The organism is Mesorhizobium sp. CA14 (genome assembly GCF_020165195.1).
Classification (GTDB): domain Bacteria; phylum Pseudomonadota; class Alphaproteobacteria; order Rhizobiales; family Rhizobiaceae; genus Mesorhizobium.
In genome coordinates, this window is record NZ_JAIUHR010000038.1 from 1 (window position 1) to 18,314 (window position 18,314).

General features: G+C 63.1%; 26 protein-coding genes. 12 read left to right on the top strand and 14 right to left on the bottom strand.

What is annotated here, in order from left to right:
* The first annotated feature begins 202 nt into the window (after positions 1 to 202).
* Positions 203 to 625: a DoxX family protein gene (locus LB565_RS27375; protein ID WP_224589211.1), complete on the top strand. Its 423-nt coding sequence runs from the start codon at positions 203 to 205 to the stop codon at positions 623 to 625.
* Between the two features lie 52 nt (positions 626 to 677).
* On the opposite strand, the gene LB565_RS27380 is transcribed toward LB565_RS27375, so the two are convergent.
* The 4 genes from LB565_RS27380 to LB565_RS27395 all read right to left on the bottom strand — a co-directional run bounded on the left by LB565_RS27380 (position 678) and on the right by LB565_RS27395 (position 2,517).
* Positions 678 to 983 (bottom strand): hypothetical protein, encoded by a 306-nt coding sequence (locus LB565_RS27380; protein ID WP_224516117.1) that lies wholly within the window; start codon positions 981 to 983, stop codon positions 678 to 680.
* A gap of 74 nt (positions 984 to 1,057) precedes the next feature.
* Positions 1,058 to 1,327 (bottom strand): hypothetical protein, encoded by a 270-nt coding sequence (locus LB565_RS27385; RefSeq protein WP_224589212.1) that lies wholly within the window; start codon positions 1,325 to 1,327, stop codon positions 1,058 to 1,060.
* A gap of 236 nt (positions 1,328 to 1,563) precedes the next feature.
* Positions 1,564 to 2,052 (bottom strand): hypothetical protein, encoded by a 489-nt coding sequence (locus LB565_RS27390; RefSeq protein WP_224589213.1) that lies wholly within the window; start codon positions 2,050 to 2,052, stop codon positions 1,564 to 1,566.
* Between the two features lie 141 nt (positions 2,053 to 2,193).
* Positions 2,194 to 2,517 (bottom strand): hypothetical protein, encoded by a 324-nt coding sequence (locus tag LB565_RS27395; protein ID WP_224589214.1) that lies wholly within the window; start codon positions 2,515 to 2,517, stop codon positions 2,194 to 2,196.
* Positions 2,518 to 2,870: 353 nt separating this feature from the next.
* Between LB565_RS27395 and LB565_RS27400 the strand changes: the two genes are divergently transcribed.
* From LB565_RS27400 to msrA, 6 genes are all read left to right on the top strand, one after another.
* A complete protein-coding gene (locus LB565_RS27400) occupies positions 2,871 to 3,239 on the top strand; it encodes a hypothetical protein (RefSeq protein ID WP_224589215.1) in 369 nt (122 codons plus the stop codon).
* On the top strand, positions 3,220 to 3,648 hold the full coding sequence (locus LB565_RS27405; RefSeq protein ID WP_224589216.1) for a hypothetical protein: 429 nt from the start codon (positions 3,220 to 3,222) through the stop codon (positions 3,646 to 3,648). Before LB565_RS27400 ends, LB565_RS27405 begins: the two co-directional genes overlap by 20 nt.
* Positions 3,596 to 4,336 (top strand): terminase large subunit domain-containing protein, encoded by a 741-nt coding sequence (locus tag LB565_RS27410; protein WP_224589217.1) that lies wholly within the window; start codon positions 3,596 to 3,598, stop codon positions 4,334 to 4,336. Before LB565_RS27405 ends, LB565_RS27410 begins: the two co-directional genes overlap by 53 nt.
* A 191-nt stretch (positions 4,337 to 4,527) precedes the next feature.
* A complete protein-coding gene (locus LB565_RS27415; protein WP_224589218.1) occupies positions 4,528 to 4,881 on the top strand; it encodes a hypothetical protein in 354 nt (117 codons plus the stop codon).
* A gap of 264 nt (positions 4,882 to 5,145) precedes the next feature.
* Positions 5,146 to 6,144 carry a bestrophin family protein gene (locus LB565_RS27420; protein ID WP_224589219.1) on the top strand — a complete coding sequence of 333 codons (999 nt, stop codon included), beginning with the start codon at positions 5,146 to 5,148 and terminating at the stop codon, positions 6,142 to 6,144.
* Between the two features lie 481 nt (positions 6,145 to 6,625).
* Complete coding sequence (gene msrA, locus LB565_RS27425; protein WP_224589220.1) at positions 6,626 to 7,147, top strand: peptide-methionine (S)-S-oxide reductase MsrA; 522 nt, start codon at positions 6,626 to 6,628, stop codon at positions 7,145 to 7,147.
* Between the two features lie 105 nt (positions 7,148 to 7,252).
* On the opposite strand, the gene LB565_RS27430 is transcribed toward msrA, so the two are convergent.
* A complete protein-coding gene (locus LB565_RS27430; RefSeq protein ID WP_167498612.1) occupies positions 7,253 to 7,429 on the bottom strand; it encodes a hypothetical protein in 177 nt (58 codons plus the stop codon).
* A 187-nt stretch (positions 7,430 to 7,616) separates the two neighbouring features.
* Between LB565_RS27430 and LB565_RS27435 the strand changes: the two genes are divergently transcribed.
* Positions 7,617 to 7,877: a hypothetical protein gene (locus LB565_RS27435; protein ID WP_224589221.1), complete on the top strand. Its 261-nt coding sequence runs from the start codon at positions 7,617 to 7,619 to the stop codon at positions 7,875 to 7,877.
* 26 nt (positions 7,878 to 7,903) lie between these two features.
* Here LB565_RS27435 and LB565_RS27440 read toward each other — a convergent pair whose 3' ends face one another.
* Entirely contained in the window at positions 7,904 to 8,470 is a 567-nt protein-coding gene (locus LB565_RS27440) for a PAS domain-containing protein (RefSeq protein ID WP_224589222.1), read from the bottom strand.
* A gap of 133 nt (positions 8,471 to 8,603) precedes the next feature.
* Between LB565_RS27440 and LB565_RS27445 the strand changes: the two genes are divergently transcribed.
* A complete protein-coding gene (locus tag LB565_RS27445) occupies positions 8,604 to 8,744 on the top strand; it encodes a hypothetical protein (RefSeq protein ID WP_224589223.1) in 141 nt (46 codons plus the stop codon).
* A gap of 244 nt (positions 8,745 to 8,988) precedes the next feature.
* On the opposite strand, the gene LB565_RS27450 is transcribed toward LB565_RS27445, so the two are convergent.
* From LB565_RS27450 to LB565_RS27460, 3 genes are all read right to left on the bottom strand, one after another.
* Positions 8,989 to 9,429 carry a GFA family protein gene (locus LB565_RS27450; RefSeq protein ID WP_224589224.1) on the bottom strand — a complete coding sequence of 147 codons (441 nt, stop codon included), beginning with the start codon at positions 9,427 to 9,429 and terminating at the stop codon, positions 8,989 to 8,991.
* A 119-nt stretch (positions 9,430 to 9,548) separates the two neighbouring features.
* Positions 9,549 to 9,752 carry a hypothetical protein gene (locus LB565_RS27455; RefSeq protein ID WP_318012196.1) on the bottom strand — a complete coding sequence of 68 codons (204 nt, stop codon included), beginning with the start codon at positions 9,750 to 9,752 and terminating at the stop codon, positions 9,549 to 9,551.
* A 146-nt stretch (positions 9,753 to 9,898) separates the two neighbouring features.
* Positions 9,899 to 10,066 (bottom strand): Thivi_2564 family membrane protein, encoded by a 168-nt coding sequence (locus LB565_RS27460; RefSeq protein WP_224589226.1) that lies wholly within the window; start codon positions 10,064 to 10,066, stop codon positions 9,899 to 9,901.
* Positions 10,067 to 10,271: 205 nt separating this feature from the next.
* On the opposite strand from LB565_RS27460, the gene LB565_RS27465 reads away from it, so the two are divergent.
* Together LB565_RS27465 and LB565_RS27470 are read left to right on the top strand one after the other, a co-directional pair.
* Positions 10,272 to 10,436 carry a DUF3309 family protein gene (locus tag LB565_RS27465; RefSeq protein ID WP_095768421.1) on the top strand — a complete coding sequence of 55 codons (165 nt, stop codon included), beginning with the start codon at positions 10,272 to 10,274 and terminating at the stop codon, positions 10,434 to 10,436.
* Positions 10,437 to 10,994: 558 nt separating this feature from the next.
* Positions 10,995 to 12,218 carry an anion transporter gene (locus LB565_RS27470; RefSeq protein WP_224589227.1) on the top strand — a complete coding sequence of 408 codons (1,224 nt, stop codon included), beginning with the start codon at positions 10,995 to 10,997 and terminating at the stop codon, positions 12,216 to 12,218.
* Between the two features lie 214 nt (positions 12,219 to 12,432).
* Here LB565_RS27470 and LB565_RS27475 read toward each other — a convergent pair whose 3' ends face one another.
* From LB565_RS27475 to LB565_RS27495, 5 genes are all read right to left on the bottom strand, one after another.
* Entirely contained in the window at positions 12,433 to 13,512 is a 1,080-nt protein-coding gene (locus tag LB565_RS27475; RefSeq protein WP_224589228.1) for an HPP family protein, read from the bottom strand.
* A 321-nt stretch (positions 13,513 to 13,833) separates the two neighbouring features.
* Positions 13,834 to 14,142 carry a cupredoxin family copper-binding protein gene (locus LB565_RS27480; RefSeq protein WP_224589229.1) on the bottom strand — a complete coding sequence of 103 codons (309 nt, stop codon included), beginning with the start codon at positions 14,140 to 14,142 and terminating at the stop codon, positions 13,834 to 13,836.
* The gene (locus LB565_RS27485; protein ID WP_224589230.1) at positions 14,139 to 14,663 is read right to left on the bottom strand and encodes a DUF4142 domain-containing protein; all 525 of its coding nucleotides are present in this window, start codon (positions 14,661 to 14,663) and stop codon (positions 14,139 to 14,141) included. Before LB565_RS27485 ends, LB565_RS27480 begins: the two co-directional genes overlap by 4 nt.
* Positions 14,664 to 14,771: 108 nt before the next feature.
* On the bottom strand, positions 14,772 to 15,470 hold the full coding sequence (locus tag LB565_RS27490) for an RNA polymerase sigma factor (RefSeq protein WP_224589231.1): 699 nt from the start codon (positions 15,468 to 15,470) through the stop codon (positions 14,772 to 14,774).
* 137 nt (positions 15,471 to 15,607) lie between these two features.
* A complete protein-coding gene (locus LB565_RS27495) occupies positions 15,608 to 16,780 on the bottom strand; it encodes a cystathionine beta-lyase (RefSeq protein WP_224589232.1) in 1,173 nt (390 codons plus the stop codon).
* Between the two features lie 465 nt (positions 16,781 to 17,245).
* Here LB565_RS27495 and LB565_RS27500 point away from each other — a divergent pair, with 465 nt between their 5' ends.
* Positions 17,246 to 18,274, top strand: a complete 1,029-nt coding sequence (locus LB565_RS27500; protein ID WP_224589233.1) for an amino acid ABC transporter substrate-binding protein — start codon at positions 17,246 to 17,248, stop codon at positions 18,272 to 18,274.
* The last annotated feature ends 40 nt before the right edge of the window (positions 18,275 to 18,314 follow it).

Below are 18,314 nucleotides of genomic sequence, written 5' to 3' on the forward strand. Positions count from 1 at the left end.
GACGGAAAACCGCCGTCTTACGGGGCATGCGCATGTGGCATTTCGATTCACCCCTCTCTTTCCCCGGACAGCCCTGCACAACAAGGGGAGAAGGCGAGGCGCCGCGTCCTCGCCTCGAACAATTTTTCCACCGCCTGTCGGAACCTTCTCCCTACGTCCGTCCTTGGGGCATCGACCACTTCAACCATCCGGAGGGACACTCGTGGAAAACACTCAATCGACCTGGCAGACCGTCGCCATTCTCATTGCCCGCCTGATCCTCGCCGCCATGTTCGCGATGGCCGCCGCCTTCAAATTCATGGATATGGGCGCCACCGCCGGCTACATCGCCGCCGCAGGCTTTCCATCCCCGCTGTTTCTGGCCTGGTGCGCGGCGATCCTCGAGGCGCTGCTGGTGATATCCTTCCTCACCGGCGCTTATCTGACACCGTTGGCGCTGATCGGCGCCGTCTACGTCACCTTCCTTGGCTTCGCCTTCCACGGCCCGTCGCACTGGGCCGGAAACCAGGCCGAATTCGGCGCCTTCATGTCGCATTTCCCGTTCGCCGCCGGCCTGCTCTACGCCGCCGTCCACGGTCCGGGCAACGTGCTCGCGCTGCGCCAGCGCTGGCCGGGCCGGGTCTGAACCTTCCTTCTCCTTGTTCTACGGGGAGGGCGGCGCCTTCGAGGCGCCCGCCTCACATCTGATCGTTATACGGCTCCTTCATCTGCCCGACCATGCGCGCCAGCTTGGAGAAGGACGGCATGTCCGCTTCCGGCTGGCACTGGTTGGCGAGCTCAAGCAGCCGGATCGGGAAATTGATGGCGTCGCGGTTCGAGGCCGAGATCGCCTCCGAACGCTCCTCGCCGGTCTCGCCGGCTTCGGCCTTGCGCAGCGCGATGTCGATTTCCTCGACCGTGAGCACGCCTTTCTTGACGAGCACATGGTTGACCGCGGCGACGGCCATCAGCAGGCCCTCGAGTTGGAGATTGGCTACGTTCATGGCGTTCTCCCATTGACCTCGCCTCAAGAACGCATGAGCGGCGTTTCCGATCCGAGCGGGGATGCCGGCGCGGGCTAAGCCTCCATCCACCGCTGGCCATACTCGCTCCAGAGCTGCCTGATCTCGCGGTTGCCGAGCGGCGGCGTCTGACGGTCGCCATAGAAAACGGCGACGGCGCTGAGATCGTATTGGCCCTCGGCCTGGGCGATGAAACGGATCGCTTCGCCGAGTGGTCTCGAATGGAAAATCGGATCGGCCTGGCCCCGGCCCAGGCTGCGAACGCCCGAAATGCTTGCAGGCACATGCCGCATCCGAAAGACGGATGCCATGGCAGGTCTGTCCATGCTGCTCTCCGCGATTCCCTTAGGGAATGATTCCATAAGCTCCGGCTAATGACCAGCCCGGGACAATCGGACACAGCCGGAGGCAGGGAACAACACAACTTTGAACTGGAAAAGCCTGCCACGAAAAGAAGAAGGCCGGGCGCGATGGCCTGGCCTTTCCTTCCGGGTGGCCTCCGCAAGGCAGCCTGCGTGTAGCACCGTTCATCGGTTCGGCCACTGCGGCCGGACCGGAATGTCTATCTGTGCCAGCGGTGCAGCCAGTCCGGCTCGGGGTCGGCGTTTCGGCTGATCGCCATGCCGGCCAGCAATCCGACCAGGCCGCCGATCAGCATCGCCGTCGAGAAGGTGCCGGGATTCTGCTGCACGGTTTCCGAAACGCTATGCGCCTGGGTGCGCAACTGGCTCGCCGCGCGCGATGCGCGATCGGAGGCGCCGCTGTAGAGGGTCGAGGCTCGATCGGCCGCGCTTCGGTACCAGCCCTGCGCGGTCTCGGCAGCTTCCTCGGCCTGTTCGGACAGCGCGCGGTTCAGGCGATTCACCTCGCGCTTCAGCTCGGCGATCTGCTTCCTCATCGCGTCTTCGGAAGCCTTCGCGGTCCGCGTGTTGCCACGCGACGCGGCGCTGCCGCGCGACGCGCTGCTGCGCGATGCGCTGCTGCTGCGCGCGGCTGTGGTTTTCGCGTTGCCGTTGGCTGAATTGGCGGTGCTGGTGTCATTGTCTGCCATCGGTCTCTCCTTTTTGCCTCCTGGGAACGAACGGCCAGGCCGTGTCATTGTTCCCTGCGGTTCCCGCACGCGCGCCGCCAGACCAAAAGACGAGGGCCGCGGAGCACGCGCTCCACGGCCCTTGGTCCAAGCCCGATGCCCTTACTTGCCGCAGTTCTTGTCGTTCACATTCGGCTGAACCGTGGTGGCGGTGCTGTTGTTGGCATCGCCCATCGCGCCCTGCGGATTGTTCGCGCAGTTCTTGTCGGCGTTCGAATTCATGTCGCCGCCTGTGATGCTGCCGGTCGTGCCTGTGTCCGGCGGCCCCATCTGGTCAGGCGATGGCGTGGCCGGCGTCTTCGGCTCGACGGTAATGGTCTGGCCGCTACCCGCGCCGTCATTTCCGGCCGTGCCGGCGCTCTGGGCCATCGCCGCCGTGGCGAGGCCGATGGTCAGCGCCGAAGCTGCAAGAATCTTCGTAAGCATGATCTTTCTCCTCTATTGCGAGACGGTCGTCCGTCACGTTGCGACTAAGGGTGGAACCCGTCGGACCAAGGTTGGTTCCGACAAAATTTGCTGTAATCTGGCCTGGCGTTTCAATTTATGAGTGTGGCGAGCGGGCGCTCTGCCGCCGCAATTTTGAGAAATTTAGGAAAATGTACCTAGAAGCCATTGCCCGGTGAGGGCAGCTATGCTACTATTTTGTCCATGGTGCTGATTTGCGCCGACGACCCGCCGCCCGGCGGGTTTTTTGTTTTTCGCGCCATCCATTCTTTCGAAGCGCTGGCGGCACCCTCTCTGTCCCGCGGCGCTTTCAACATTTTTTGCCTGAGGCCCAGATGCCACGCTATGCCACTATCGTCACCGCCGATGACGGCGCCGAGATTGTCAGTGCCATCGGCGAATTCGAGAGCGCAAGCCTGCCGCACCGCTCGGGCCGCGTCGAGCAGGTCGCGCCCGGCGTGCGCATCGGCATGGTGCGTGGCGGCACGGTCGATGCCGTCGCCGGTTTCGGCTTTCCGCCCCGGGGCCTTGGCCCCTCGGCAGCCCGCGCCGCCGTCGCGACATTGAAGGCAATGGCCGCGCCGGCGGCCGACGGTGAGCGCGCCAAGCCGACACGTCCCAAGCCGCGCAGGAAACCTGCGCGCAAGCTGCGCAAGGCTAAGGCAGCAAAGGTCGCGCCATCCGATGCGGCTGCCCATGGCTGATGAAAACAAGGCCGTGCGGCGCAAGCCCGCTGGCGCGAAGCGGGCAGGGCGAAAGCCACAGGCTCCCCGTGTCGATGCCGCTTTGCCCAGCCGCCCGAAGCGCCCGCGAAAGACGCTCGTCGACGACTTCGCGACCGCCCTTCGCGCCGACTTCCGCGCCCATGGCGCCGGCGTCATCGCCGCGGTGCGGGCCGAAAAGCCCGAGCAGTATCTGAAGGTCGTGCTGACGCTGCTGCCCAAGGATTTCTCCGAAAGTGTCGATGCCAAGCAAACCAGTCTCGAGCAGTTGAGCGATGAGGAGATCCGCAGCCGCATCCGCAGCCTCGAAACGAGCCTCCGGCCCCTCCTCGACAGCGATGCAGGCCTATCTGGCGCTGCTCGAGGAGCTGGACCGGCGAACGCGCCGTAACCGTCTAGCCGACTACAGGCCGTACGACCGCCAGGCCGACTTTCACGCGGCAGGCGCGATCCACCGCGAGCGTCTGTTCATGGCCGGCAACCAGCTCGGCAAGACCAGGGCAGGGGGCGCGGAGTGGGCCATGCATCTCACCGGCCGCTATCCCGACTGGTGGGTGGGCAAAATTTTCGACCATCCCGTGCGGCTCTGGGCCGCCGGCGTCACCGGCGAGGGCACGCGCGACAATCCGCAGCGCGTGCTGGTCGGCCCGCCGCAGCAGCAAAGCGAGTGGGGCACCGGCATGATCCCGGCCAATGCCATCGCCGACACGGTGATGGGCCGCGGCGCGCCCGGAGCGCTGGACAGTATCGTCGTGCGCTGGGGCGGCGGCGGCGACGTGCAGGCCGGCGAAAGCGTGCTTTCATTCAAGAGTTACGAGAAGGGCCGCGAGAAATGGCAGGGCGAGACGCTGCACGGCGTCTGGTTCGACGAGGAACCGCCGCTGGATATCTATTCCGAAGGGCTGACGCGCACCAACGCGACCGACGGCATTACGATCGTGACATTCACGCCGCTGCTGGGGATGAGCGATGTGGTGCTGCGGTTTTTGAGCGCGGCGGCGGTTCAGGGTTTGGGTTCCTCGCCCCCGCAAGGCGAGGGAGAGGTGGCCGCGCAGCGGCCGGAGAGGAGGGATTCGTAGGGCGACTGCGTCTCCGAGTGATCTCGTGTCCGTTCATCCAGGTTGGCGCCGCCCCCGCTCCGTCGCGGCTTCGCCGCGCCACCTCTTCCCCACTCGCGTGGGGGCGAGGAACTGGGCTTCGGGAAACCGCGCCGAAACCATGATTTGCGATGTCGCTTTGGCCGCAACCGAAGGTCGAGTACGGAGCCGACATGCGCCCTATACCGAACCTGCTTCTTGCCTGGGCGCTGCTTTCGGCCTGCTCCGGCTCCAGCGGCGACTGGCGCGCCGATGCGATCGCTTCCGCCGAAGCCAGGATGCGCGGCCTGATCAACGACCCGGCGGCGAGTTTCTCGCATCTCGATCTCACCGGCGACAGCGCGACCGGCCAGACCTGCGGCGTCATCGCAAGCAAGGTCGGCATCTTCACCAAGGAAGCGCGCTTCATCGTCTATATCGATGGTGCCGGGCCTTATGTCGAACCGGGCCTCGGCTCGTCCATGTCGCAGGCCGACTTCGACTGGGCCTGGAAGAACGATTGCGTCAATGAGGGCTACAAGGGCTGAGCGCTGGTTCCTCGCCCCGCGCGAAGCGAGGGGAGAGGTGGCCGCGCAGCGGCCGGAGAGGGCTCTTCGCAGGGCGGCAGCATCTCCGAGTGATCTCGTATCCGTTCACCCAAGTAGGCGCCGTCCCCTCTCCGTCGCGGCTCCGCCGCGCCAGCTCTCCCCGCTCTCGCGGGGCGAGGAACTGGAGCTTTCAAAACGATTTCCACCCCTTATGGTGCGCGAATGCGCGGTCGCGCGATTTGCATGCTGTCAGGGATTTCGAGAATGTATGTAGGCCGTTCTTACAGGTTGCTGGACTTCGCGCTCTGGTCGCGGCGCAGCGTCATCTACATGGTCGTGGTGAGCGGGTTGGCGATCGCCGCCTACCGACTTCCGGCGACGGCGGGCTTCTCGGTGCCATGGTCGGTCGTGCTGGTGCTCGGCACCACAGTGTCGCTGGTCACCGGCTTCAAGAATTCCCAGGTCTTCACCCGCGCCAACGAGGCCCTGCAGGCTTTTTCGCAGATCACCGCCGGCAGCCGGATGCTGTCCGGCTTCTGCCGGGATTTCATGGATGCAGCCAACGCCCGGCGGCTGATCTACCGCCATCTCGCCTGGCTGACGGCGCTGCGTTTTTCGCTGCGGCGGCCGTTGCCTTGGGAGTCGCTGGCGAAAGCGGCCAACATCGAGTTCCGGCGCCGCTATCAGATCCAGGAGGATAAGACGTCGCTTGCCGAGGAACTGCGCAGGCTGCTGGGCGAGGAAGCCGCAAGCGTGCTGAAATCGCCGCAGCCGGCGATAGAACTTCTCGACAGGCAATTGACCGCGGTCAACGACTTGTTGAAGAGCTCAGCCATTCCGACGCAGGTCTATTCCGAATTGACCAAGCTGATACGCGACTTCCAGGACCAGCAGGCGCGTTGCGATCGCATCAAGAACAATCCCTATCCCCGGCAATACGCGATCGTGAGCTCGATGTTCATGATCATCTTCTGCACCTTGCTGCCCTTCGGCGTTGTTCCGGTCTTCGCCGACATGGCCAAGCTGGGCGGCTTACTCGGCTGGATCTCGATCTGGCTGACGATCCCGTTCAGCGCGCTGCTGGGCTGGGTCTACATGTCGCTGGACCTGGTCGGCGAAAGCAGCGCCAATCCGTTTGAGGGCAACGCCAACGACGTGCCGATCTCGCAAATCTGCCGCGACATCGAGATCGAGCTGCGCCGTGGCCTTGGCGAGACCGCGCTTCCCGCGCCGCTGGCGCCGGTGAACGACATCGCGACGTGATGGCTCCAGTTCCTCGCCCCGCGAGAGCGGGGAGAGGTGGCCGCGCAGCGGCCGGAGAGGGGCCGTCGTAGGGCGATCAGCCTCCCGCTCTTGTGTCAAAAGCCAACGCCGTCCCCTCTCCGTCGCGGCTTCGCCGCCCCACCTCTCCCCGCTCACGCGGGGCGAGGAACTGGAATTGCCATGTCCCGCCACGTTACCTTCATGACCATCGACGACGCCGGACATTACACGCCTGAGCAGCGCGCCGAAATCGTCGCCGCCTATCGGACATCGTTTTCGAGGTGGTGGTGCGAAGATTCAAGCAAGCACCGGATTCCTAGTCTAAGCGCGGCGGAGGCGAAGCCGCGCAGGCGTTGACCGGCAGATCGTCGACTCCGGATACGACAACGCTTCGATCCCGGTGTCGGCATTCGCCCGTTCGAACCGCTGGAAGAATCCAGGCGCAGCGCCTATCTATGAAGCAATCCAAAGGAGGTATGACATGGCTTCTTCCACCGAGCGCGCGGTCCTTGCCGGCGGTTGCTTTTGGGGCATGCAGGATCTGATCCGACGCTTGCCCGGAGTGATCTCAACGCGAGTGGGCTACAGCGGCGGCGATGTCCCCGACGCCACCTACCGCAACCACGGCACCCACGCCGAGGCGATCGAGATCATCTTCGACCCGGCCAGGACCAATTTCCGCACGCTTCTTGAATTCTTCTTCCAAATCCACGATCCGACGACGAAGAACCGCCAGGGCAACGATATCGGCGCGAGCTATCGTTCGGCGATTTTCTACACCAGCGATGAACAGAAGCGGATCGCCGAGGACACGATAGCCGACGTCGACGCGTCCGGCCTGTGGCCTGGCAAGGTCGTCACCGAGCTCGCCCCGGTCGGGCCTTTCTGGGAAGCGGAGCCCGAGCATCAGGACTATCTCGAGCGCTATCCCAACGGCTACACCTGTCATTTCGCGCGGCCGGGCTGGAAGCTTCCGGTCCGCCAACAGGCGGTCGCGTCATAATCAGGGCTGTTTGATATAGCCTTTACGCGCTTTGATCCGCCCGCCATGCCGCAAGGCATGGCGGGCTTTTTTGCGTTTCCGGCCTGCCGCCCGCAACAGGCAGGCTCAGCCCTTGGCGCGGCGGCCTTCGTGTTCGTGGCTGCCGATCCAGTGGGCGCGGATGCGGTCGCTGGCTTCGAGGTAAGCCATGTCGATCAGGTACGTCAGAAGCTTTTCGCCATCAGCCTCGGCCTTCTGGCGAAGTTCTCGCAAAATCCCCTGCGCAAACTGCAGGTTTTCCATTTTGCTAGGCTGATCCATGGGTGCCCCCCAAATGCATGCGCGGTAAGTTTGGCTCATTATGCTTGTATGAAGATTGTGGCCCCGCTCGCGGCGAAGCTGTACTCGGTTGCACCGATGCCCAATCAACGAACCTGTTGGACATTGGGCGGAAATGTCGATATTTTAAGCGCCCAATCGGATAGTGACCATGCGCGAAGACGAGGGCAGCACTCCTGACAAGTTGCAAGTCATGCTTGACGTGATTGCCAGGAGCGGGCCTTCGACCGAGAGCGGGCAGGCCGATTTCGGCCGGTTGAGGGCCGATGCCGCCAAGGCCGCCGGCATGCTGATCGAATTTTACGGCGATGCGGCCCTGGAGCGGGCCAGACTCATCGAACGCCGATCGCCCCAGTCGCATTTCGCACGCATGGTCACGGCCGAGGTCGGCAGGCGCGGCAAGCGAAGCTAGCCTCGAAACAATCGGCGAAAGCGGCTTCAGGACCTTCGCCTCCCCAGCCTTGGGCCAAGCCGTTGCTCGACCTCTTCCTCGATATTATCCAGAAGATAGGACACCAGGTCGTGTCCGATCGATCGCGCTATGTCCTTGGCCTGCCCGACATGGTTGTGGATCTCGCGCAGCGCCTGCTCCTCGCCCGCGGCATCGTTCGTTAAATCAATGAACCAGCCAGGATAGAGGGCCGGCTCACCTGCATCGTCGGCGTAACATTGGCCGACGGCCAGGATCTTGCGCAATCCCATCTTTTCGGAACGGACCCTATAGACCTCCCGGAAGCCGGACCTGCGCTCCACGGCCTTGCGGATAGCCAGCCGAACCCTTGAGCGGTCGTCCTGGTCGATGCTTTGCATGCATCGCTCCAGCGGCGCGCCGTGCGAGAATTCGTCGAGTGTCAAACCGAAATAGTCTGAAAGATTGGCGTCGCCATAGACACGGTCACGTTTGATGTCCCAGGTCCAGAACCCGTCGATCGGTGGATACCGCATATGCATGGTGCGGCCGTATTCAGGCGCCGACTTCACGAAAACCGCCCCGTCCGGTTTCAAAATTCGCCAGTACTATGTAGCAAAAAAGGAAAGAAACAAAGATGGCCTTTTGTACAAGGTAGGAAGTTATGAGGCTTGCTGCGGGTGAAAATTCGGGATGTCCTATTTGATATGACCAAAAAAGGCGAATTTCTTGAGCGAAAGAATTTTCACTTTGGTATTGCAACCGCAGCTTAGTATTTCACATGATAAACGCAACGGATGGGCTGGCGAAAAAATCCTGGAAGTTGTATTGCCGAAAGAAGCATGGTTGAAAATTTTTTATATTTTATGAAACGAGTAAAACTTTTGCGTGGAGTGCCTGGACCCCATCCGGTCCATGGCCTCATGTTCTGCCGCACTGCAAACGCTAGCGACAGCCGATTGGCCGGCAAACCAACCGCTGGTTGAAAAAAGCAAGACTTCGAGGAAAGTCCGAGCATATCAATCCGCAGCCGAGCGCTTTTCCGGATTGCTCGGTAGCGGCCGCTAGACTGAAGGTCGTTGTCGTTCCGACCAAAGTCCGCCAAGAGCCCGACCTAGGCTGACCTTTGCTGTGGATCCACGTCGGGTTCATCACCTGCAGCCGAATCATCGGCGACCCGGTCATGCTCGAACTGACGCGCCGCAGGCAGGGGTTGCAACCAGGGCTCGCGGCGTCCGATCCAGAGTTCGTAGCCGGGCACCAACCCTTCGGTTGGCGCAATGTCTAGGCTGCCGATCGTGACCTCGGCCTCGTCATCGCTGACGAACGGAACGCGGCTTCCGCAGGTGGGGCAAAAGCTTCGAGTGCCATAGCTGCTGGTAATGCCGGTAGTTTCGAATGCTCGTAGCGGCCATACGGCGTAAGCATGAAAGGCCGATCCGCTTGTCTTGCGGCAGTCCTTGCAGTGACAGAGGCCGACCCGGAGCGGCTCGCCAGTGACGCGGAACTGCACGCCGCCACACAGGCAACTGCCGCTGCGCGCGATTTCAGGCATTGCCGTTCCTCCTGCGGTTATGCGCAGAGCCTAGTTTTTCCCCGCGCCCGGGCCCGCCACCGGCTGCTAAAACCCGCAAGAGCTTGTAATGGTTCCCCCGCCGGAGCAAGGAGCGAGGGTCAGTCGGGAACGTTGATCGGCTCCTCGCACCGATAGGCGCGGCACTCGCCGTCCTTGGTCGGAACCGTCGTCGATACTGGCACTTCCGGCCAGTCGCACTCGTTGCCGAACTGCCGAACGAACCGGTCATAGGTGTTCGGACCCGTGGTCAAGACTGCGGCATGATCGCTTTTGATCAGCGCCTGCGTCTGCGCGCAAGTCATTGCGCGCGTGTCTGGCCGGGCGTAGGCGGCGCTCACGTTGCACAACATTGCGCCGGCCCACACGATTTTAGCTGCGGTAGATGCGATCGACGGGGTTCTCATGGGACACCGGCTTTTGAAGTTCCGGTGTCGAATATGGATCGGGGCTAGAACACCGCAAGATATTTGAGCAGCGAGATGATGCCGATGATGATGACGATGGTCTGCGCGATCTGGCGCGCGCGGGCGTCGAGTGGCAGGCGGTGCACGAGATAGAGCACCAGGATCACCACCAGGAAGGTGATCAATATGCCGATAAGAACGGATGCGCCCATGTGCCTGCCTCCTTCCCAATGTGCCCGGATGGGCAGGCCCCAACGTTGCAAGCTGCGAAATCGTTCCGCGCGGCTTAGGCCCGCCGAACGCGTCGGCGCAAACAACGGGCGGCCGCCAGCGTCGGGCGGAACATGCGCGCAGTTCGGGAGTTCACTTCCTCAATAGCGAAGCGCGGGACCGCACAGTCAGAAAGAGGAAGAGACCATGGGCCTCGGCACGATTCTCATCATCATTCTCATTCTCGCCTTGCTTGGCGGCTTCAGCGGCCTTGGCGGCGGACCTTTCTACGGAACCGGTTATTATGGCGGCGGCGGCCTCGGGCTTGTCCTGGTTATCGTGATCATCCTGGTGCTGCTCGGTCGGATCTGACAGCCCACGGCGCGAGCGGGCCTCAGATATCGCGAGGTCTGGCTACGTCAGAATTTAATCACAGCGGGCTCGGGCGATGCCGGAAGTTTCCGCAGCTGCGGCGTTTGGCGGTCGACCGGCACTCCACGATCTCGCTAGCCCTGACGCCCGCTGCATTCGAGGCAGACGATGCTGTGTCCAGGACAATTCAGCCTGTGCGTGCCTTCCGGGCAGCAATGGCCGTTCGAGCTCAGCCAGCGCGCGCAAACGAAAACCTTCTTGGCCCCGTGACAGCGGGAGCATTCCTGCGGACGCACCAATTCCTCCTTTGACGGAATGCGATGTTCCGCTTCAACGACCGTGTTCATCCGTTTAGTCCCCAACGCCTGGATTATCGGTCAGATATGTTAATTCACCATTCTTTACATTAGGGTTTATGAATGTGAAACCCCACGAAAGCGTTATCGCACTTCACGTGCTTGCGCGCTTTCCCTTTGCGCTGCCCTTGCTAAATGTGGGGCCGCTCCACGCAACGGCAGATTCTGCCGGACAGGGCAGGCAACGGGAACTTTCTTAGCAATGACATGGACAGGCGCGGGCGCGCTTTTCATCCTGGTAGCCACCTATGCCGGCGTCGCCGTCGGCCGCATCCCGGGCCTGCGGCTCGACCGCGCCGGCATCGCGCTGCTGGGTGGCGCGGCCATGATCGCCATCGGAGCGATCGGCGTCGAGGACGCCTACAAAGCCATCAATTTCGACACCATCACGCTGCTGCTCGGCATGATGATCGTGGTCGCGCATCTGAAAGTTTCAGGCGCGTTTCGCGCGCTTGGCGGCTTTGCTATCGAGCATGCCCATGCGCCTTTCATGCTTTTGGTGATGGTGACGCTGTTGACCGGCGTGCTTTCTGCCTTCCTGGTCAACGACGCGATCTGCCTGGTGATGGCGCCGATCGTGGTCCATGTCACACGGGTCATCAATCGCAACCCGGTGCCTTACCTCATCGCCACCTGCACGGCCTCGAACTGCGGCAGCGTCGCCACCATCACCGGCAATCCGCAGAATATGGTGATCGGCGCGCTGTCGGGCATTTCCTATCCGGCTTTCACGCTGGCGCTCGCGCCGGTGGCGCTGTTCGGCCTGCTCTGCGTCATCGTCATCGTGCGCATCGTCTACCGCGCCGAATTCTCTCGCCCTGCAGAGCTCAGCCCGGAAGTCTATCGCGGCCGCATGTTGCCCGGGCAGGTGCTGAAGGCCACCATCGTCTGCTTGTTGCTGGCGCTCGCCTTCTTTGCCGGCGTCCCCGTTGCCAAGGCGGCGCTGATTGCCGGCGCCTTCCTGCTGGTCACCCGGGCAATCAAGCCGCGGCGCATCTACCGCGAGATCGACGGGCCGTTGCTCTTCATGTTCGCCGGCCTGTTCGTGGTGGTGGCTGGCGCCGAGCGCACGCTGCTCATGCCCGATATGATCGCCTGGGCGAAGAATATCGGCCTCGACGATGTCTGGCGGCTCTCCGGCTTCACCGCGGTGCTTTCCAACATCATGAGCAATGTGCCGGCGGTGCTGGCGCTCCGGCCCTTCATCCCCGGCTTGGAAAATCCGGAGCGCGCCTGGCTCGTCGTCGCGATGAGCTCGACGCTTGCCGGTAACTTCACGCTGCTCGGCTCGGTCGCCAATCTGATCGTCGCCGAGCAGGCAAAAGCGGCCGGCAAGGAGCTTTCCTTCTCCGCCTTCTTCAAGGTCGGCCTGCCGCTGACGCTGGTGACGCTTCTCGCCGGCACCGCTTGGCTGGCCTGGTCCTGAAAGGCGCAGTCCCGGCCGCGGATAGCATTGATCGGGAACGTCGAGGTCTAAGCACCGTCTTTGCCTGCCATCGTACCCGCACCAGCGTTGCGGCGGCGCAAGCCGATCTATGATGGCACATGGACGCATGTCACCCGGCCGGCCGAGACAAGACGAACGGCGCGGCGGCTCGATCGAATGGCGCGCGGGGACATCCTGGGTGATCAGTCTGGCTCTATGCCACCGCTTTGAGCGGCGACGGTGCCTGCACGCGCGCGGCCGCCGCCAGCAGGTCGGTCTGGGTGATCAGTCCGAGGATATGCCGCTCGCTATCGACGATCACCACGGCATGGCTGCGGCCGTCGGTCAGCACCGGCAGCAGGCTCATCGCCGGCGTGTCGGGCGAGGCTGTGCCGGCTTTCGACATCACCTCTTTCACGGTCTCGGTCGCTCGTGTCAGCTCGCGCAAGCCGACGGCGCCGGTGAGGCGGCCGCTCGTGTCGAGCACCGGTAGGGTGCGGATGTTGTGGTCGATGAGCTGTTTGCGCGCCTCGTCGGCGGAGGCTGTTTCCGTCACCGAGATCACATCGCGGGACATGATGTCCCGGCAAAGCAGCGTGCGCTGCGAGCGCACCATCGCCTGCAGTTCAACCTGGCGCAGCAGGCGCTCGAGGTCGTCACGGTCGATATCGAAGGTCTCATCGAGCGCCGAGAGCGCGGCGTCGACATCCTCGGGCCGGAAGCCGACGCGCTCTGCCGGCGGCCGGTCGGCGGTACCGTGCCCGCTGGCGGCGGGCACATGCGCATGCGGATAGTTGCGTCGCGACAGCTTATGGAAAAGGAAGCCGAGCGCCACCAGGATGGTCGAGTTCAGCGCCACCGGCACGAAGGGAAACAGGAAGCCGGTGGCGGCAACCGCCGGCCCGCCGAGCACGCCGGTAAGGGCCGCGGCCCCGCCCGGCGGATGCAATGAGCGTGTGAACGACATGGCGGCGATCGCCAACGCTACCGCAAGGCCGGAGGCTATCACCGCGTCATGCACAAAATGAGCGACCGTCACGCCGACCAACGCCGAAATCGTATTGCCGCCGACGATCGACCAGGGCTGCGCCAGCGGGCTCGACGGAACGGCAAAGAGGAGCACGGCGGAAGCGCCCATGGGCGCCACCAGCATAGCCACAAGCGGGCCGCTGCCCATTGCAAGCCCGCTGATCATACCGGTGAGCGCGATGCCGATGGTCGCGCCGATGCAGGCAAGCAGCCGTTCGCGAAGCGTCGCGCCGGCAAGGATCGGAACGAAAAGGCGAAACGCCATGGCAGGCCCTGGATCGAAGAGGTGGAATTGCGTTGCCCGCAATGCCGCTGAAGCCACGGATTTGAAAGCCAAACCAATCCGTAGATTCGCGGCTGAAGAGAATATTATTGCACAGCGATCCGCGCAGGACGCGCCGCCAGCGGCCTCGGCTTTCTCAATCGCGCCAAGCCTTTACGACGGTTTGCAGGTTCGGTTCGGCAATTCGCCGGAATGTTCTGGCCTCGGCGAAAGTGTGCGAGTGCGGCGCGCGGCGCTGCTTTCGGCATGGGAGGATTGCTGCAAGGTCAAGCGAGGCGCTGTGCGCGCCTCGCGCTCGGATGGCTAAGGCGCCACCTCGATACGGCCCTTCATGTTGGGATGGAAGCGGCAGAAATAGTCCACTGTACCCGCCGCTTTGAGCGTGACCTTGCCCCTCGACTTTGCCGGGATCATCACATCCCAACCGCCTTTGACCGTGGCGGTGTGGGCGAGAATATCTTTGTTTGTCCACTCGATCGTGTCGCCGATCTTGGCCTGGACGCTTGCCGGCGAAAAGACCAGCTTGTCGATCGTCACCTCTATCGTCGCCGCGAGCGCTGGCGACGCGATGAGCACCGTCGCCAGCATCGGCGCAAGAAGCAACGGCCTCATTTCAGCATGCCGGCGACATGTTCGGCATGCTGCTCATGTCCCTGGAAGATCTTGAGACCGGTCTCCAGCAGGCTCTTCAACTCGGCATTGCTCGCCGAAGGGATGAGCAGGGTTTCGAGCGCGCCGTCGACTTGCTTGTGATAGGCCACCTCGTTGTCGATATAGGCCTTGTCGAAGGCAGCCCCTTTCAGCTTCGCCAGCTTGGCGCGTTCTTCCTTCGCGGCCTTGGCCAGCGCCTTGCTGGTGTCGTTGTCCTCGGGTGTGACCTTCAGCTTCTTCACCAGGTCGAGCGCCTGCTTGTTCACCGCCTCATGGTCGCGCTCCATGTCCTTGGCGAAGTCCACGACTTCCTTGTTCTTGGACTTCTTGATCGCCAGCTTGGCCGCTTCGATGTCGATCGTGCCGGCCGTATAGGCAATGTGGGCGATCTGCGGGTCGGTGGGCTTTTCGGCGGCTAGCGCCAGCGGGGACGTGCTCACGAAGAAAAGGGCGGCGAGGGCGGCGGTCGGTCGCATAAGCATGGCATCTCCTTTGCCCGGTGGCGCTGGCCACGGGCTTCATCTGGTGTTGACTGCTATTGGATGCGGGCGAGAACGAAACGTTCCCGGGAAAAGATCGGGAGATCGAAATTAGGGCTCGAATCCCAGCCTTTTCATCACCGCCTGCGTCAGCCGCTCGCAGCGACGACCGGCGAAGGGGAAGGCGTCGAGCAAAACCGGACCGATCTCGTCGTCCAGCGCCTTTCGCACCAGTGCTCGCGCCCGGTGCAGCCTGGTCTTCACCGTCTCGGGCTTCACGCCCAGCAGATCGGCGGTTTCCTCTATGTTGAGGCCCTCGATGACACGGGCAACGAAGACGGTGCGATACACGTCGGGAAGGCTGTCGGTCGCCCGTTCGACAAGCCCGAGGATCTGCCGCTGCGCCATCGTCCGCTCCGGATCGCCGCTAGGATTCAAGTCCTTTTGGTTCAAGGGAAACCGGATGATCTGCGCCTCCGGATTTCCGGGCATCGCCACGGTGCGCCTGCGCTTGCGCAGCCGGCCGAGCGCTTCGTTGATGACGATGCGCGACAGCCAGGTGGCAAGCGAAGCCTCGCCGCGAAAGCTGCTGAGACTGGCGAAGGCGCGCATATAGGCCTCCTGCACGATGTCCTCGGCCTCGGCGTCATTGCGCACCACGCCGCGCGCGATGCGGTAGAGCCGCTGGTTGTGCGTCTTGATGATGGCGCGGAACGCACCAGGATCGCGCGCAAGCGCCCGGCTGACCAATGCCATGTCGCCGGCCTCCGCCGCACCGATTTCGGCGGCTTCAATAGCAGGCTGTCTCATCTCGCCCCGATCTCCCGGCAACGTTACATGCGCGATTGGATGCGCCTGCCGACAAAAAGTTCCCGAACGGTTGCACCGGCCATGCTACCGCTTGGGCAGAGGCTTGTCTGGTCGGAAATTTTCCGCTGATCAGGCCGTCACTCGGCGGCAGCCGCCGCGGCGAGGCCGCGGAGAATGTCGGTTTTCAGGTCCTCGACATCCTCCAGCCCGACCTGCAGCCGGATCAGTGGGCCGGCATACGAACCTTTGGCAAACGTGCGGTCGCCAAGGAAGACCGGAACGGCGAGACTCTCATAGCCGCCCCAGGAATAGCCGAGCCCGAAAATCTTGAGGGCATCGAGAAAAGCGTGCTGCGCCTTCTGTCCGTCGCCCTTGAGCACGACCGAGAAGACGCCGCTCGAGCCGCAGAAATCGCGTTTCCAGAGTGCCTGGTCGGGATGGCTTTCCAGCGCCGGGTGCAGCACTTGCGCGACGCCCGGCTGCCCCTCAAGCCACCGCGCGATATCGAGCGCGCTCTTGCGGTGATGCTCGAGCCGCACTCCCATTGTGCGCAGGCCCCGCAGCACCTGATAGATGTCGTCGGGTCCCGAACAGCAGCCCAGCGTGCAGAAACTCTCGTATAGCTGCTTCCAATAGGTTTCGTTGGCAGAAACTAGGCCGAGCAGTACATCGGAATGGCCGGCCGGATACTTGGTCGCCGCGTGGATCGAGATGTCGACGCCATGGTCGAGCGGCTTGAAATAGAGTGGCGTCGCCCAGGTGTTGTCCATCATAACGATAGCGCCCGCGGCATGCGCCGCCTGGGCGATCGCCGGGATGTCCTGCACCTCATAGGTGTTCGATCCCGGCGATTCGGTGAACACCACCTTGGTGTTGGGCTTGATCAGTGATGCGATGCCGGCGCCGATGCGCGGCTCGTAATATTCAACCTCGATGCCGAGCCGTTTCAGCATCGTATCGGCGAAGTGGCGCGTCGGGTGATAGACGCTGTCGACGATCAACAGGTGATCGCCTGCGGCAAGGAAGGCGAGCAGCGGCACCGTCACCGATGCCAATCCCGAAGGCACCGCGATCGTGCCGGCCGAGCCTTCCAGCGCATCGACCGCGAGCGTGAGCGCATCCATCGTCGGCGTGCCGCGCGTGCCGTAAGTGTATTTCTGGGTGCGCCCTGCCATCGAGGCGGCGTCGGGATAAAGCACCGTCGAGGCGTGCACGACCGGCGGATTGACGAAGCCGAAATAGTCGCGCGGGTTGTTGCCGGAATGGGCAAGCAGCGTGTTGATGCCCATTTCGATGCCGTCTCTAGCCATGGTTCGTCGCCTATCGAAGAATGTCTGGGGACCAGCCATAAAGCGGCGGCAAAGCCGGCGCAACCGCGCCGGGGCCGCCAAACGCCGGTCTTCCGCTGGGCCAATCCAAAGGCGTGCGCGCCCAATAATGCGCCGCTATTGCCGCAGCGGATTTTGCTGCCCGGCCGAGGATTCGCGGCGATGCAACTTGACTGATTTGTTTGCATGGCCTGCCGGTTTCATGGCGCTCCTGTGCGCAACTCAGGCATTCGCGGCAATTGCTTTTCAAACCCGCCGGGATTCGGTCATTTCCCTTGACCTCACAGGAATAATCGCCTTCGATGCGTTTCGTGAATGGGAGGCAGCGCATGGTTACCGATGCGGGTCCGGGAGTGGGCCTCAAAGTGGGAGCTGCGTTCACAAACGAAAAAGATCAAGCGTCGCCTGGCAGCAGGGGCGCCTATGACAGAAAAGGGTCTGTGGGTCATGAAACACATTGCAATCGGCATCCTTGGCGTCGCCGCGCTCGGGTTCATGGCGTCCGCCGCTTCGGCCGGCACGCTCGATACCGTGAAGCAGAAGGGCTTTATCCAGTGCGGCGTCTCGACGGGTCTGGCCGGCTTCTCGGCGCCGGACGACAAGGGTGAATGGAAGGGCATCGATGCCGATTTCTGTCGCGCCGTCGCGGCCGCCGTCTTCGGTGACGGCTCCAAGGTTAAGTTCACGCCGCTCAGCGCCAAGGAGCGGTTCACCGCCCTGCAGTCGGGCGAGATCGACATCCTGTCGCGCAACACCACCTGGACCAGCAACCGCGACAGCGCGCTCGGCCTCGATTTTGTCGGCATCACCTACTATGACGGTCAAGGCTTCATGATCAACGCCAAGAAACTGCCGGGCGTGAACTCCGCGCTGCAGCTTTCGGGCGCCGCCGTCTGCGTGCAGAGCGGCACCACGACCGAGCTCAACCTCGCCGACTACTTCAAGAAGAACAAGATGGAATACAATCCCGTCGTGTTCGAGAAGCTGGAAGAGGTCAACGCCGCCTATGATGCAGGCCGCTGCGATGCTTACACCACCGACCAGTCCGGCCTTTACGGCATCCGCCTGACGCTGTCCTCGCCGGCCGACCACGTCGTGCTGCCCGAGATCATCTCCAAGGAGCCGCTCGGCCCGGCCGTGCGCCAGGGGGACGACCAGTGGGCGCATATCGCGCGCTGGACGTATTTTGCGCTGCTCAACGCCGAAGAAGCCGGCATCACCCAGGCGAATGTCGACGAGATGAAGACGTCGGCCGACCCGAACATTCAGCGTATCCTCGGCACCGAGCCCGACGGCAAGTACGGCGCCGATCTCGGCCTCTCCAACGACTGGGTCGTCAACATCATCAAGGCTGTGGGAAACTACGGCGAAATGTTCGAGCGCAACGTCGGCTCGGGCAGCCCGCTCAAGATCGCGCGCGGCATCAACGCGCTATGGACCAAGGGCGGCCTGCAATACGGTCCGCCGATCCGCTGATTGAAACGTGATCCGGGAGGCAGGTCGTCTGCCTCCCGGC

Coding starts and splice junctions, on each gene's coding strand:
- LB565_RS27460 (WP_224589226.1), bottom strand. CDS start 10,066: ATGGGCGCATCCGTTCTTATCGGCATATTGATCACCTTCCTGGTGGTG.
- LB565_RS27475 (WP_224589228.1), bottom strand. CDS start 13,512: ATGGCGTTTCGCCTTTTCGTTCCGATCCTTGCCGGCGCGACGCTTCGC.
- LB565_RS27415 (WP_224589218.1), top strand. CDS start 4,528: ATGCGCCCTATACCGAACCTGCTTCTTGCCTGGGCGCTGCTTTCGGCC.
- LB565_RS27410 (WP_224589217.1), top strand. CDS start 3,596: ATGCAGGCCTATCTGGCGCTGCTCGAGGAGCTGGACCGGCGAACGCGC.
- LB565_RS27435 (WP_224589221.1), top strand. CDS start 7,617: ATGCGCGAAGACGAGGGCAGCACTCCTGACAAGTTGCAAGTCATGCTT.
- LB565_RS27450 (WP_224589224.1), bottom strand. CDS start 9,429: ATGCCTGAAATCGCGCGCAGCGGCAGTTGCCTGTGTGGCGGCGTGCAG.
- LB565_RS27390 (WP_224589213.1), bottom strand. CDS start 2,052: ATGGCAGACAATGACACCAGCACCGCCAATTCAGCCAACGGCAACGCG.
- LB565_RS27380 (WP_224516117.1), bottom strand. CDS start 983: ATGAACGTAGCCAATCTCCAACTCGAGGGCCTGCTGATGGCCGTCGCC.
- LB565_RS27485 (WP_224589230.1), bottom strand. CDS start 14,663: ATGCTTATGCGACCGACCGCCGCCCTCGCCGCCCTTTTCTTCGTGAGC.
- LB565_RS27480 (WP_224589229.1), bottom strand. CDS start 14,142: ATGAGGCCGTTGCTTCTTGCGCCGATGCTGGCGACGGTGCTCATCGCG.
- LB565_RS27385 (WP_224589212.1), bottom strand. CDS start 1,327: ATGGACAGACCTGCCATGGCATCCGTCTTTCGGATGCGGCATGTGCCT.
- LB565_RS27495 (WP_224589232.1), bottom strand. CDS start 16,780: ATGGCTAGAGACGGCATCGAAATGGGCATCAACACGCTGCTTGCCCAT.
- msrA (WP_224589220.1), top strand. CDS start 6,626: ATGGCTTCTTCCACCGAGCGCGCGGTCCTTGCCGGCGGTTGCTTTTGG.
- LB565_RS27500 (WP_224589233.1), top strand. CDS start 17,246: ATGAAACACATTGCAATCGGCATCCTTGGCGTCGCCGCGCTCGGGTTC.
- LB565_RS27455 (WP_318012196.1), bottom strand. CDS start 9,752: ATGACTTGCGCGCAGACGCAGGCGCTGATCAAAAGCGATCATGCCGCA.
- LB565_RS27400 (WP_224589215.1), top strand. CDS start 2,871: ATGCCACGCTATGCCACTATCGTCACCGCCGATGACGGCGCCGAGATT.
- LB565_RS27470 (WP_224589227.1), top strand. CDS start 10,995: ATGACATGGACAGGCGCGGGCGCGCTTTTCATCCTGGTAGCCACCTAT.
- LB565_RS27465 (WP_095768421.1), top strand. CDS start 10,272: ATGGGCCTCGGCACGATTCTCATCATCATTCTCATTCTCGCCTTGCTT.
- LB565_RS27395 (WP_224589214.1), bottom strand. CDS start 2,517: ATGCTTACGAAGATTCTTGCAGCTTCGGCGCTGACCATCGGCCTCGCC.
- LB565_RS27430 (WP_167498612.1), bottom strand. CDS start 7,429: ATGGAAAACCTGCAGTTTGCGCAGGGGATTTTGCGAGAACTTCGCCAG.
- LB565_RS27420 (WP_224589219.1), top strand. CDS start 5,146: ATGTATGTAGGCCGTTCTTACAGGTTGCTGGACTTCGCGCTCTGGTCG.
- LB565_RS27405 (WP_224589216.1), top strand. CDS start 3,220: ATGCGGCTGCCCATGGCTGATGAAAACAAGGCCGTGCGGCGCAAGCCC.
- LB565_RS27490 (WP_224589231.1), bottom strand. CDS start 15,470: ATGAGACAGCCTGCTATTGAAGCCGCCGAAATCGGTGCGGCGGAGGCC.